The organism is Streptomyces sp. NBC_01635, assembly GCF_045209715.1.
GTDB classification, from domain to species: Bacteria; Actinomycetota; Actinomycetes; order Streptomycetales; family Streptomycetaceae; genus Streptomyces; species Streptomyces hirsutus.
Map to the genome: position 1 here is coordinate 7793706 of NZ_CP109277.1, position 13620 is coordinate 7807325.

At 68.9% G+C, this 13620-nt stretch carries 7 protein-coding genes and 5 pseudogenes; 4 read left to right on the top strand and 8 right to left on the bottom strand.

The window, feature by feature from the left end:
• Positions 1-213 precede the first annotated feature (213 nt).
• A complete protein-coding gene (gene betT, locus OHB56_RS36055) occupies positions 214-2337 on the top strand; it encodes a choline BCCT transporter BetT (RefSeq protein WP_326755916.1) in 2124 nt (707 codons plus the stop codon).
• Between the two features lie 78 nt (positions 2338-2415).
• On the opposite strand, the gene OHB56_RS36060 is transcribed toward betT, so the two are convergent.
• Positions 2416-3192, bottom strand: a complete 777-nt coding sequence (locus OHB56_RS36060) for a sulfite exporter TauE/SafE family protein (RefSeq protein ID WP_326757235.1) — start codon at positions 3190-3192, stop codon at positions 2416-2418.
• Positions 3193-3430: 238 nt separating this feature from the next.
• Between OHB56_RS36060 and OHB56_RS36065 the strand changes: the two are divergent.
• A pseudogene (locus OHB56_RS36065) lies at positions 3431-3666 on the top strand (chlorophyllase); the annotation flags it as partial.
• Between the two features lie 111 nt (positions 3667-3777).
• On the opposite strand, the gene OHB56_RS36070 reads toward OHB56_RS36065, so the two are convergent.
• The 5 genes and pseudogenes from OHB56_RS36070 to OHB56_RS36090 all read right to left on the bottom strand — a co-directional run.
• Complete coding sequence (locus tag OHB56_RS36070) at positions 3778-4275, bottom strand: hypothetical protein (RefSeq protein ID WP_406358011.1); 498 nt, start codon at positions 4273-4275, stop codon at positions 3778-3780.
• A gap of 654 nt (positions 4276-4929) precedes the next feature.
• On the bottom strand, positions 4930-5376 hold the full coding sequence (locus tag OHB56_RS36075; protein ID WP_406358013.1) for a hypothetical protein: 447 nt from the start codon (positions 5374-5376) through the stop codon (positions 4930-4932).
• Positions 5377-5754: 378 nt separating this feature from the next.
• Positions 5755-7446, bottom strand: coding sequence for a TlrC/CarA/OleB/SrmB family ABC-F type ribosomal protection protein (locus OHB56_RS36080; protein WP_406358015.1), 1692 nt, complete (start codon positions 7444-7446; stop codon positions 5755-5757).
• A 169-nt stretch (positions 7447-7615) separates the two neighbouring features.
• Positions 7616-8296: a hypothetical protein gene (locus OHB56_RS36085; RefSeq protein ID WP_406358016.1), complete on the bottom strand. Its 681-nt coding sequence runs from the start codon at positions 8294-8296 to the stop codon at positions 7616-7618.
• Positions 8293-8661: pseudogene (locus OHB56_RS36090) on the bottom strand (AAA family ATPase); the annotation flags it as partial. The gene OHB56_RS36085 and the pseudogene OHB56_RS36090, both read right to left, overlap by 4 nt.
• 4 nt (positions 8662-8665) lie before the next feature.
• On the opposite strand from OHB56_RS36090, the pseudogene OHB56_RS36095 reads away from it, so the two are divergent.
• A pseudogene (locus OHB56_RS36095) lies at positions 8666-8909 on the top strand (IS5/IS1182 family transposase); the annotation flags it as partial.
• 1517 nt (positions 8910-10426) lie between these two features.
• Positions 10427-10951, top strand: coding sequence for a hypothetical protein (locus tag OHB56_RS36100; RefSeq protein ID WP_406358018.1), 525 nt, complete (start codon positions 10427-10429; stop codon positions 10949-10951).
• Positions 10952-11303: 352 nt separating this feature from the next.
• Here OHB56_RS36100 and OHB56_RS36105 read toward each other — a convergent pair.
• Both OHB56_RS36105 and OHB56_RS36110 read right to left on the bottom strand, forming a co-directional pair.
• Positions 11304-11744 (bottom strand): annotated as a pseudogene (locus OHB56_RS36105) (transposase); the annotation flags it as partial.
• A gap of 143 nt (positions 11745-11887) precedes the next feature.
• Positions 11888-13089, bottom strand: a pseudogene (locus tag OHB56_RS36110) (IS110 family transposase).
• Between the last annotated feature and the right edge of the window lie 531 nt (positions 13090-13620).

Sequence of the window (13620 nt, forward strand, 5' to 3'; positions counted from 1 at the left end):
GGGCTGGCCGCCGCGCGTGTGCGCGTGAACGGCTGCCCGGAGGGCGACACGTCCGGTCGGTCCCGGCCGGGGGCACCGGGCCACCAGGACACCGCCTCGTCCCCTGCGCCCCGGGCGCTCGAGCGATGACAAGAGGTCTCCCGAGCCCCACGGCCCGCGGCGGATGCCGCCGGGAGCAGACATCCTCGCCCTCAGCCAAGGAGGAAGACGCCCGTGTCGACCGCTGGAGAGAACGACCCCGGAACGGCGCTGGAGGAGATGGCGGCAGAGGAAGTACCGATGGGCACGGTCCGGCTCAAACCCGTGGTCTTCTTCGGGGCGGCCCTCCTCGTCCTCGCGATCTCGATCTGGGCGATCATCACCCCCTCCGGTGCGGAAACGGTCATCGGAGTGGCGGTCGGCAAGATCTCCCGCTGGTTCGGCTGGTACTACTTCCTCGCCGCGACCCTGTATCTGCTGTTCGTCGTCTTCATCGCCGTGTCCAAGTACGGCACGGTCAAGCTGGGCCCCAAGCACTCCAAGCCCGACTACGGCCTCTTCACCTGGGGGTCGATGCTGTTCGCGGCGGGCATCGGCATCGACCTGATGTTCTTCTCGGTCTCCGGACCCGTCAGCCACTACCTCGCGCCGCCGCAGGGCGACCCGCAGACGCTCGGGGCCGCCCGGCAGGCCGTGGTGTGGACCCTGTTCCACTACGGCATCACCGGCTGGGCCATGTACGCGCTGATGGGCATGGCGCTCGCCTACTTCTCCTTCCGGTACCGGCTGCCGCTCGCGATCCGCTCCGCGCTCTACCCGATCATCGGCCGCCGGATCCACGGGCGGATCGGTGACGCCGTCGACCTGGCGGCCATCATCGGCACCGTGTTCGGCATCGGCGTGACGCTCGGCATCGGCGTGGTGCAGCTGAACTACGGACTGAAAGTCCTCTTCGGCGTGCCGGAGGGGCTTTCCGCGCAGACCGCCTTGATCGTCGTCGCGGTGGCGATGGCCACCGTGTCCGCGGCGTCCGGCGTGGACAAGGGCATCCGGCGGCTGTCGCAGCTCAACGTCCTCCTCGCCGCCCTGCTGATGCTCTACATCCTGGTCGTGGGTGAACCGTTCCGGTTGCTCAACGCCCTGGTCCAGAACGTCGGGGACTACATCAGCCGTTTCCCGTCGATGACCCTGAACACCTTCGCCTACGACCAGCCCATCGAGTGGCTGGACGCGTGGACGCTCTTCTTCTGGGCCTGGTGGATCGCCTGGGCGCCGTTCGTCGGGCTCTTCCTGGCCCGCATCTCCCGCGGCCGCACCCTGCGCGAGTTCATCGCGGCGACGCTGGTCATCCCGTTCCTCTTCACCGGCCTCTTCCTGTCGATCTTCGGCAACAGCGCCCTGTTCCTGGTGCGCGGCGGGAACACCGAGTTCGGCGAAACGGCCATGAACACCCCTGAGCACGGCTTCTACAACCTGTTGGCACAGTACCCGGGGTTCCTGTTCAGCGCCGGACTCGCGACGTTCGTCGGGCTGCTGCTGTACGTCACCTCCGCGGACTCCGGGGCCCTGGTCATGGGCAACCTCAGCGCCGAACTGCCCACCCCGGTGACCGACGCTCCCTCGTGGCTGCGCATCTTCTGGGCGGTGGCGACAGGGCTGCTCACCCTCGCCATGCTCATCGTGGGCGGTGTGCATGCGCTCACCAACGCCACCATCATCATGGGTCTGCCCTTCTCCTTCGTCATGTTCCTGATCATGGCCGGGCTCTATCTGGCGTTGCGTACCGAGCGGATGCGGGCGGAGGCGAGAATCGCCACGCTGCCCGGGAGGCTCTCCGGACGTATGGCGCAGCACGGCCTGCCGGGGGCGCCGACCTGGCGGCACCGGCTGGCACGAACGATGGCGTTCCCCGGCAGGCGGGCGGCCGTGAGATTCGTCGACCACGTGTGCCGTCCCGCCTTCCAGGAGGTCGCCCAGGAGCTGCGGGAGCAAGGAGCGGAGGCGGAGGTCCTGGAAGGCATCGCCGAGGAGAACGGCCTTCCCCACGTCGGCCTGCGGGTACCGATCGGCCCCAGCGAAGAATTCCTCTACGAGGTCTGGCCCGTCGAGCTGCCGACCCCCGCGTTCGCCACCCGGTCGGTCAGCACGCACGACAGTTACGTACGTTTCGAGGTCCGGCTCGCCGAGGGCAACCAGGACTACGACGTGATGGGTTACACCAAGGAACAGCTCATCGCCGACGGCCTCGACCAGTACGAGCGGCACCTGGAGTTCCTGCGGGTGCAGCACGAGACGGCCACCCGCTCGGGCTTCCCCGGCCATCGCCCGGACGACCCGGAGGCACACCTGCCGGAGTAGCCCTCCATGCGATGCGATGCGATCCGATGCGATGGCGGCGGACAGTGCGGGTGAGCGGCTGAGTGGCTGAGCCGGCGGTCAGCGCAGCGTCTGGATGGCGTAGAGCGTCCCGAGGGCGACGGCGAGGGTACCCAGGGTGAGGCGTAGCGCGGTCTCGGGGAGCCTGGGCTGGAGGCGGGCGCCGAGGTAGCCGCCGACGAGACCACCGAGTCCGCAGGCCAGGCCGAGGCCCCAGTCCGGTGCGACATCGCCGGGGCTGACGAGCCCCAGAAGGGCGAAGGCGGCCGCGCCGACGAGGGACGTGACGAACGTCGAGGCGAGAGCGGCGGGCGCGACACGGCCGACGGGCATGCCCCGGCCCACGAGGATCGGGCCGAGCAGGGAGCCGCCGCCGATGCCGTACACGCCGCCGATGACCCCGACGGCGAGGGCGAGGGTGCTCACGGTCCGGCCGGACGGTTCGGCGTGGGGACGAGCCTGCCGCGAGTCCCGCCGCAAGGAGCCCTGCCGGAGGGTCCTGGCACACAGCCACAGCCCGAGCGGTACGAGGAGCGCGGCGATCAAGAGGCGGAAGACGGCCGGACTCGGCAGCGCGAAGACCCGGATCACCGCACCGATCACCACCCCCGGGACGGTACCGAGAACCAGCCGCCGGGCGAGCGGACCGCGCAAAGCCCCGTCCCGGCGGTAACGCCACAGGGCCCCCGGGCCGGCGACGACGTTGTAGAGGAGGTTGGTCGGAGTGACGGCCGGGCTCGGCACACCGAACAGGCTGAGTTGGACCGGCAGCAGGAACACCGCGCCGGAGACCCCGACGGGCGCGGTCACGACCGAGATCAGCGCACCGACGATCATCCCGGCCGCCAACAGTTCCACGAGCACTCCCGGAGCGGGTTCGAGGCCGAACGCATCTGGCCGCCCAGTGTGACGTGGAGCGGCCTCCGTTACGAATCTGCCGGACCCTTCCGGCAAGTCCGGCCAGGACACGCTCACATGGCCGCTGGTACGGCACCCGGAGCGTCGGCCACCGGCAGGGCGGTCCCGCTTCGGCGCAGGCGGCGATCCGGTGGTGGACGGCGATGACGAGGTCCGCCCGGGATGCAAGAGCCTGCTCACGCTGTTCGGGGCGGAGCACTCGCTCGGAAGGATCTACGGGTACGGGGCCGCCGCGACGACGGACGAGAACCCCGCGCGCGCGTGGCGCTGATCCAGAAGCTCACCGCGGCCTTCCTGCACAGCGCCCTGTACCCCGAGGACACCGGCTGGAAGGCCGCGGCCACCGCGCTGGACGAAGACCCCAGTCCGCTGGGCAGGTTGCAGCACAAGTAGGCGAGCCCCACCAGGACCGGCCGCGGGACCGACCGCACAGGAGGACGCGATGCCGGAGGCCGGCGGTTCGCGGGGAAGGTGCCGCAGGACCGGGCCGGCCAGGCGCGGCGGTCAGTTGGCCAGAGCGATGCGTTCCGCGTGGGCGACCTTCACGGACGCGATGTCGGACAGCTCGCTTTTCCCCTCGAAATCGCTGTACTCGTTGAACTCGCCCTCGTCGGAGTCGGTTTCGCCGGCGGCCAGGTGAGTCGTGCCGACGTAGGTCTGGCCGACGAAGTCGCCTTCCTCGTCGAAGGCGTTGACGACGACGGAGTAGTTGGCGGGCCCGTCCCCCTTGTTGGTGATCCGGTAGCTGAACTCGTACGTTTCGTCGGGGTCCGTGTCGCAGTCGTTGTACGAGTAGATGTCGTCGTCGTCGCAGTACGCGTCGTCGCTGTCGTCGGCGACGAGTTCGCCGCCCGAGACCTCGACGTGGTCCCTCACGTCGTCGTCCTCCTCGCCCAGCACCCACCAGGTGACACCGCCACCGGCGAGGAATGCCACGATGACGGCGGCGATGACGGCGAGTACGAGGGTGCGCCGTCTTGACCCCGGGCGGCGGCCGGCCATCGGCCTCGGAGCCTGAAAGGCCTGAAAGGCCTGGGGGTCCGGGGGAGTCGAGGGCGGTGTGGAGGGGAGCGGGGGCGAGGACGCCGGTTCCGGGTTCGGTGCTGGTGCCGAACCCGGTCTTTCGGGGGTGCTGTTGTCGGACATGGCGTGGCGGCTCCTCGTCGGGGTGGTGCGCGCCGTGGGCGGCACGGGCGAGTGGTCCATCGGGGCGAGCGGAGGCGGCACTTGTCCTTGGGCTGAGGTGTCCTGCGTTCTGTTCTTCCTGCCCTCTGTGTAGCGAAGCCCAACCCCGGCCAGCAAGGGCAGCGGGTTATGGACATGATGTGAACGAGCTCGGGCCACCGGGACCCTCTCGAATACCGGCTGCCCGTCGTGCTATCCGTCGTGATCGCGGCGCCACGACGAGGGACGCGTGGCGGATGCCGGGCGAGCGGTGGAGTCCTCGTGGGGCGGAGAGCTCGGCACGGGGTCGGCCGGCGACCTCGGTTTCCGCCTTCCTTGCGGAGGGAGGGCGCACCTACTGGACGTGAACACCGGCTCTTCTGTCGCCGTGCCGTGCCGTGCCGTGCCGTGCGGGGGCGGGCCGGGTGGCTCCGGTCCAGCCCGGACCCATCCGTGGTGCGGCGGTCCAGGCATCGGCTCACCCGGATCACCTCATCGCAGGGACAGACCCTCGGGTGAGGTGAGCCCCTTGGCGGGGTCGGCGCGGAAGGCCGCCGTCCATGCCACGGGCGAGCACGAAGTGCCGTTGGGGTGTTGCTCCGTCAACCGTGCGCGGCGGCTGTCGTCCACGACGACCCGGTCGTCCCGCGCCGCCGTCACCTTCAGCCACACCGGGACGGTGACGGCGCCGATGTCGTCCGGAAGCCGGACCGACACCCTTGCGATCGGGTTGTCCGCGTCGCCGGACTTCCGCTCCTCGCACCTGTCCTCCACGCACACGCGGATCACCGCCGCGTCCGTGCCGCCGAAGTCGGCGGGCCGCCACATCACGGCGACCGCGGAGTCCATGTCCGCCTGGGTGCAGGAGGCGTCCTGGCCGAAGACCGAACAACCGGTCAGGGCCGCCGCCGTGGCGAGGGTGAGCAGGATGCGTCGCATGTCAGGACCTTGCCATGGCGTAGGGGGAGTGGATGACGCGCCACCGCCTTTTCCGCGTGCACCGTCGGTCGTCGAGCTCCCCGAACGGCACGCGGAAGAAGCGGCGGCGTGCCGTCCGCGGGTCAGTGCGCTTCGAGCGCGCCCAAGAGCACGGGACGACGCGGGTGGCTGCGTCCCCCTGCTCGGTGGTGAATTCCGGGAAGTCTTCGGCGGCGGCGGAGGCCGGGACGGGGTGCCCTCGATGCGCCGCACCCGGTATCGGCCGCGACACCGGTCGGGAGCGCCTTCGCCCGCAGCAGGGCGAAGACGCTCCCGGACGGCTCGGCTCGGTCATCCGGGCCCGCAGCACCACACCGGATCCGGGGTGGGACGGAGGAGTCAGCTCGCCCTGAACTCGACGACGCGCCCGTGGTCCATGGTGAGCCGGGCACCGGTGAACCGGGACCGCATCCGGCGGTCGTGGGTGACGACGACCACGGCACCCCGGTAGTCCACCAACGCCTGCTCCAGTTCCTCCACCAGTACCGGGGTGAGGTGGTTGGTGGGCTCGTCCAGCAACAGCAGATCCATCGGGTCGCTCACCAGCCGGGCGATCTCGATCCGGCGCCGCTGCCCGTACGACAGGTCCTTCACCCGTCGCCGTAGGTCGGACGGGCTGAACAAGCCCAGGGAGAGCAGTTTCCCGGCATGGTCCTCCAGGTAGCCGTCCCGGCCGTGGGCGAAGGCCCGCAGCACGGTCAGCTCGGGCGACCAGGGCGTCCCGTCCTGCCGCAGGTGCCCGACCCGGCAGCCGACGCGCACCGATCCGCTGTCCGGCTCCAGTTCCCCGGAGAGCAACCGCAACAAGGTCGATTTGCCCGCACCGTTGGGACCGGTGATCAGCAGTCGCTCGCCCGGCCGGATACTCAGGGAGGCGACGGCGAGCCGGCCCGCGACGCGCACGTCGGTGAGTTCGACCACCGCCTCCTCCGTCTCCTCCGCCTCCGGGCCCGCGGTGTCGATACGGGCGGTGAAGGACAGCGGGGCCGCGGGGGCCGGGACCGGGTTCTCGGTCAACTGCGCCACACGTTGCTTGGCGTTGCGGATCCGCACCATCGCGCCGTGGTCGCGCCCGCGCCTGCGGTACGCACCGTGACCGAACACGGAGAGGGACATCTTGCGCGGGATGCCGTCCATCCGCGCCACGTTGGAGGCGATCAGCCCATGGTTGCGGTCGAGTTCGGCGCGCCACTCCTCGTACTCCCGCAGCCGCCGCTCGCGTTCCACGGCCTTGGCCGTCAAGTAGCCCTCGTAGCCGTTGCCGTAGCGGGTGACGCGGCCGGAGTCGACCTCCAGGATCGTGGTGGTGAGCCGGTCGAGGAAGACCCGGTCGTGGGTGACCGCGACCACGGTGCCGCGATGGCCCCGCAGGTGCTCCTCCAGCCATTCCGTCGCCCGGTCGTCGAGGTCGTTGGTCGGCTCGTCGAGCAGCAGCAGTTCCGGCGCCGAGGCCAGCGTCGCCGCGAGGGCGAGGCGGGAGCGCTCGCCGCCGGAGAGGGTCCCGAGCTTCCGGTCGCGGTCCAGGCTCGGCAGCCCGAGACCGTGCAGCGCGACCTCCACCCGCACATCGGCCTCGTAGCCGCCACGGGCCTGATACCGCTCGACGAGGCCGGCGTAGCGCTGGAGGGCGGCGGACAGCTCGGATGCGGGGCCGTCCGTGTCGGGGCCGTCCGTAGCGTGGCGGTCCGTGTCGTGCTCGGCCAGTTCCGCCTCGGCACGGCGCATCGCCGCTTCCAGCTCGCGCAGGTCGGACAGGGCCAGGTCGACGGCGTCCTGGACGGTGGCGTCGAGCGGCAGTTCCAGCGTCTGCGCCAGGTAGCCGACGCCGCCGGGGGCGACCACGGTGAGCAGGCCGTTGTCGGGCTGCTCGCGCCCGGCGAGAACCTTGAGCAGCGTGGACTTGCCGGAACCGTTGTCACCGATCACGCCGACCTTCTCGCCCGGCCTGAGGCTGAAGCCGACCCGGTCGAGCACGACGCGGTCGTGGTAGCGCTTGGTGATGTCATGCAACGCGAATTGCGCAATTGGCACGCGTGTCTCCTGATGCACCATGAGGATGAGGGAATGCGTGAGCGCGCTCGGCGAAACGGCCGTGGAGGGACGACGCGGACATCACCACAGCCGACGGAACCGGCCGGGCGGTGGCGTGTATCAGTGACGCGTCACGAGCACGCTGCTGGATGCGGCGACGGAGTCCAGCTCAACGCCGCGCATCCTCATCCTCACAGAGATCCCATACGAGAAACCATAAAGGGGCGGTTGGAGACCGGCAAGGGGATAGGAAGACAGGGGCCCTGACGCGGGCGACCGCGGGGCCGTCGCTCTTCCGGAAGACCGGCAGGCCGAGCCCTAGCTTGAGCTCCTCCTTGGTGCCCTTGACGCGGCCGGTGTCCTTGTCGAGCAGTGGGGCAGGGACCTTCCAGCGCGGACGGACGTGCGGGAAGGCGTCCGGGAAGAGCAGCAGCCAGCCCTCGCTCTCCCAGGCGGCGAGCGCGAGTGCCGTCCGGGACTGCGGGGACTGGCGGGCGAACTCGGCGGTCAGCGTGTTGCGGATCCGGTCGTACTGGGCGTCGGTGTAGCCGTCCAGGTCCTCGTGGACGACGAAACCGAGCAACTCGGCTTGCTGCTGGCGTTCCTTGGCCCGTGCCTTGCCGACCAGCGCCCCTACGGCGGCGGTGAGAACCGGGCCGGACTTCCGGCGCAGCCGTACCGGGTCGTTGATGCGGACCAGCTTGGCCGCCGCGCCGAGGTCGGGCCGGTGGGCGCGTATGAGCGCGGCCAGGATCTCGCAGTCGTTCCGGTCCTCGCCGGCCAGCACGATGACGCCCCGTTCCGGAGCCCGGGACGCACGCCCGCCGCCCTGCCGCCCCTTCGAGGTCACAGTTCACCCCCGGTGAGGTCGCCGCCCAGCACCCCGGAGAACCACAGCTCCCCGAGCGGTTGTTCACCGGACTCCTCGACGATGCCCTTCACCTCGTCGACCGTGAGGGCGGGGATGATCGAGGCGCCGTCCTCGTCGCGGTCGCAGACGACGAACTCCTCCGGACGCAGCCGGTTGACGAGCGCGGGTAAGTGGGCGACCGCGATGAACTGCGTCCGCTCGGCGGCCTCGCGCAGTCGCTGCACGACGAGTTCCAGGGCCTGTGGATGCAGCCCGTGGTCGATCTCCTCGATGCAGGTGAACGCCGGGGGGTTGGGGCCGTACAGCAGGGCGAGCAGCCCCGGGAGGCGGACCGTTCCGTAGGAGTACGGCTTAAAGGTCCACCTGATCACAGAGCGGACCGGTCTGCCCCTGCCCATCGGAATCTCGGGCGCCAACGTCCACGACAACTAGGCCCTGATCCCGCTCGTGAAAGGCATACCCCCGATCCGCTCCCGCCGCGGCCGGCGCCGACGCCGGCCGCGGCGGGAGCATCCGGCACCGCATCGCCCGTAAGGGCATCGAGACCTCGCAGCGACTGGGACGGCACCGGTGGACCATCGAACTGCAGGTTGGATGAGCCATGGCGGCTCAACGCGGCATGATCCGAGCCGTTGCTGCAAATCGAGAGCCTTCAGCCCGGCTGGCTCGCGTACCGCGTACCGCTCCAGGCGGACTGGGCGCCGAGCACCAGGCCCGCTGCGGTGCGTCATCGTGTGTATCTCCTTTGACGCCGACGAGAGTGAGACACCATAAAAAATATCGTCGTCAGGTCGATGGGATTTTGTCGACGATTATCATCAGTGGAGGATTCGAGGGCGTGGGAACTTGGACAAGGAAGGGAACAAAAATGATCCTCCCGCCTTCATTTAGTGGCCTGCGTGAAAGTCGATAGCACACAACTGAATACGGGTTCTGGATGGTTCTGTAACACTTGAGAGTCGACTCCGCAGGCTCGATCCGGCCATGCAGCGGCCAAGTGTGCGCCCCACTCTCCGGAGCGGCTGAAATACCTGCAGTTACGCAGAGGCAGGTTGCTGCGACAACAGAAAAGATTCGTAAAGTCGCCTTGCTCATACCGTTACCCTGACGTATGGAACTGAATCGTTTCGCATCCTGATGCATTGGTTAATCGGTCAATTGAATTTTTCGACACCTCTCGCGTCGAGGGCGGGGTCGGTGCATGCAGTGTCACCTTCAACTTCGAGAACAGCGAAGGAACCTGCTGTGGCGCCACTGTTGCAACAGATTTAATCCGCACTCTGTCCCCGCCGTAGGCGTGCATTGGTCGGCTGCCTCCGGCAGTGGCCACAGTGTCAAAATTTCAGGCCTCACGTTAGCCGGATTTCCTCATGGGTAACTGAAGCTTCCGGGGAAGGCTGACTCGTCACCTATCCGTAGCAGGTCAGAGCGGGCTGGTGACGGTCACGGAAACATCCTGCTAGTTTCATCAATCAACCCAGGAGTTGCGCAGAAGCGCTCCCAAGCTGAATGCGGTCAGATTAATGCTCGCCACTGGTGCTTGCAACCCTAGATGCGTCAGTGGAGTAGCCGAGTTAGGGTTCTGTTGTCCGGGTGGATATGCCTCCATTTGGCGAGTCGAAACACAGGCAAAGTCGAGTTGAAATACAGGCAAAGGAGAGTTTCATGCGAAGGAAAGCAGTGCTGGGTGCCGCCGTGACGGCTGTGCTGGTCGGAGGAATGGTTGCCGGCGTTGTGGAGCCGGCCTCCGCTGTCCCGAATCAAACCTGCCGGGTCGTGGGGGGCACTCTGACAGGAGAGGGTTTCGCTCCCAACGGGAACTTCACCGTCTCCCCTGGTAGGGAGACCGCACGTTCTTCTCCTGACGGCCGTATTGGACCAATGGTCGTCAGGGGCGCAGAGCCCTTCTCCGTGGGTTCCATGGCCTGCATGGGATCTGCAGGAGGGGCATCCACAGGAAGCACAGCACAGGCGTCCGCTGCCGTAGCAGCCGGAACGAGTGCAGCGCAAGCTGCTATAAGCCGAGGTGCCTCCCAGGAGCAGGCGAGGGCGCAGGGCGCAGCGGCCGCACGAGCCAAGGCGCAAAGCCTCAATCTGCCGTCAACGGTGGTGAACCAGGTTATCAACCAGACAACCAACAACGTGAACCAAATAATTGGTTCAATCATTACCGGGCCAGTCAACCAGCAGGCTGGCCAGACGCCGGCCGAGACGCCGGCCGAGACGCCGGCCGAGACGCCGGCCGAGACGCCGGCCGAGACGCCGGCCGAGACGCCGGCCGAGACGCCGGCCGAGACGCCGGCCGAGACGCCGGCCGAGACGCCGGCCGAGACGCCGGCCGAGACGCCGGCCGAGACGCCGGCCGAGACGCCGGCCGAGACGCCGGCCGAGACGCCGGCCGAGACGCCGGCCGAGACGCCGGCCGAGACGCCGGTCCAGACGCCGGCCGAGACGCCGGTCCAGACGCCGGCCGAGACGCCGGCCGAGACGCCGGCCGAGACGCCGGCCGAGACGCCGGCCGAGACGCCGGCCGAGACGCCGGCCGAGACGCCGGCCGAGACGCCGGTCCAGACGCCGGCCGAGACGCCGGTCCAGACGCCGGCCGAGACGCCGGTCCAGGCGCCGGGCCAGTAACCTGAGAAGGTATCCGCTTTTCGATCAGTGGGCTTGCCTGGTCGAACAAGGTTCCTGATCGGGTGATCGCGGTGCGGTCGGAGCGTGAAGGCAGGGCCTCTTGGTAGCTCGGGGTTGTTGAAGCCACCGAGCGGTTCCAGGAGGCCCTGTTGTCGCAATCTTGCGTGCCCGCGTCCGCGGAGTCCGACTGGCCTCGATCTTTCGTGATGGTCTGCCGGAGGAGTCGGTGGACCGTTTTCGTGTGCTGGGCTGAGGGTGGGCAGGGCGGCGGCCCGAGTGTCGCCTCGGGTGGGCGCCGGGTTCCACTGCTCCGAGTCGGGCGATGCTGTTGTCGAGGCGGGGAATCTGCTGATCAGCCAGGGTTTGGGAGTTGGGTGAGTCGGTCGAGGACGGTGGTGATGTGGCTGGTCCAGGGCCAGTGCCGGGCGGGGCGGAGGATTCGCCGACGGCCGGTGGAGGCGAGTTGTCCGGCCGAGGCGAACAGCCGGAGTCACAGGCGGCGGGGTCCCAGAGCCGGGTCTTGCCGGTCAGCGCGAGCATCGGCATCCAGGCCAGTAGGGTCGAGCGCGATCCGGACGGTCTCGAGCCAGATGTGGTTCTGGGCGGTGTGATGCAGGGGCAGGTTCCGCAGCCCAGTGGCCCAGGCGGCCCGGATCCGGTCCTCTGCGCGGGCCCGGAGGCGGTGGCGGAGTTCGAGGTCGGCGATTGGCCGGCCGGCGGTGTGGGTGGCGAAGCAGGTGAGCCGCAAGCCGTCCGCGTCGGTGATCCTCAGCCGGGCCCCTGGGTGAGGCCGAAGCGATGGCGGACTGAGCGCCCAACTGGGCTCCCTTGCAGGCAGTCGGATCTTGGTTGATCTTCTGTCCTATCGAGAGCCCCGTTGCCATGTCCCGAGATCATCTGCCACATCATCAGATCGGGGTGCTTCTATGTCTTTCGTCAAGCGGGGCGTGGGGTTCGGGGTTCGTAGAAGGTGCCGTCGCGGAGCATCGCGAACAGCACGTTGATGCGTTGTCGGGCGAGGTGGAGGAGGGCTTGGGTGTGGGTCTTTCCTCTGGCTGGCATCTGTCGTAGTAGGTGAGGGAGGCGGGAGCGTGCAGGGCGGCGAACGCGGACAGGAACATCGCGCGTTTGAGCTGCCGGTTGCCGCCCCGTGGTGCGTGTTCGCCGTGGATCGACGTTCCGGACGACTTCGTGGTCGGGGCGAGGCCGGCGTAGAAGGCCAGGTGGGCGGCGGTGGGGAAGCTGGTGCCGTCGCCGACGGTGACCAGCAGTGTGGCGGCGGTCCTGACCGCGATCCCCGGCATCGAGGTCAGGACCTTCGAAAGAGGGTGTGCCTCCAGCAGGACGCTGATCTGGGCTTCTGTGGCCCGTCGTTGTTCGTGGACGGTGCCGAGCGAGCGGGCCAGGGAGGGGATCACAATGTCGAGGGTGCCGGTGCCCGGGACCACGACGGTCTGTTCGTCGAGTGCCTCGAAGACGTCGTCGATCAGTCGTGTCGCCATGCGCGGGGCCTTGGGCCGGATTACTTCGACCAGCTTGCGGCGCCCGGCTTTGCGCAGTGCGGCCGGGGAGCCGTGGCGTTCCAGCAGCCAGGTCACCGCGGGGTGGTCCAGGCACGGGCCGAGGACCCGCTCGAGGCTGGGGTGGAACTGGGTGAGCAGGCCGCGGATCCGGTCGGAGGTGCGGGTGGCCTCGGCGGCGAGGTCCTGGTCGAAGCCGACGAGCACGGTCAGTTCGGCGGTGATCTCGTCGGTGAGGTGCAGCGAGCGCAGGGTGTGGGGCATGGTCCGGGCCGCGTCCGCGATCACGGCCGCGTCGCGGGCATCGGTCTTGGCCTCGCCGGGGTAGAGGTTGGCGATCCGTCGTATGGACAGGCCCGGCAGATAGGCGACCTTGCAGCCGGTGTCGCGGGCGACCGTCAGCGGGAGGGCGCCGATGGAGGCGGGCTGGTCGACGGTCACCAGGACGGTGTCGAACTTGGTCTTCAGCTTTTCGAAGACGTCCCGCAGCTTTGGTTCGGTGTTGGGCAGGGGCTTGTCGAAGACCTTCTTGCCGGCCGGGGTGAGACCGTGGCCGTGGTGGGCGCTCTTGCCGACGTCCAGGCCGAGGAAGACGCCTATCTCGTCGCTGTCGTTCACGCCGTCCTCCCGAACGGATGTCGTGTGTGCCGGCCTGGGCGTTGGCGTCGTGCGCGCATCCACGTCATGCAGACGTGCCGCCCGTGTACTGCCGGGCATTGCACCTGGCGGGGGGCGGTAGTCAGACCTCTCATCAGCGTCTCCAATGGCGCCTCGCAGGCCCGGCGGCATCCCCCCAGGTCATTGGTTCGACAGGGGGGAGCTCCCCGTGCACCCTGGGCGGCTACTCACCCAGAACCATCTTCAGCATGTACTCCACCTGCACCGATGCACTAAAGCGCCGGCATTGGGATCGCGTGCCGTACGGAGGACTTCTGTACGGGCGCGTCTGCGTGGACGGGGTGAGGTGGGAAGGCGCCGTTGACGGCCAACGGCGAGCAGGCGACGGGCATCCTCCGGTGTTTCGGACAGCAGGTGCGGCTGCTGCGGACGAGCCGGGCGGCATCGCGACGCGGTGAGGGGGCCGCTCCTCACCCGCACTGCTACCCACACCCTTCCGACCGTCCCCACCGCGTTGCCTCCATCCCCGCG

Coding starts and splice junctions, on each gene's coding strand:
- OHB56_RS36075 (WP_406358013.1), bottom strand. CDS start 5,376: ATGCGACGCATCCTGCTCACCCTCGCCACGGCGGCGGCCCTGACCGGT.
- OHB56_RS36070 (WP_406358011.1), bottom strand. CDS start 4,275: ATGGCCGGCCGCCGCCCGGGGTCAAGACGGCGCACCCTCGTACTCGCC.
- OHB56_RS36060 (WP_326757235.1), bottom strand. CDS start 3,192: ATGATCGTCGGTGCGCTGATCTCGGTCGTGACCGCGCCCGTCGGGGTC.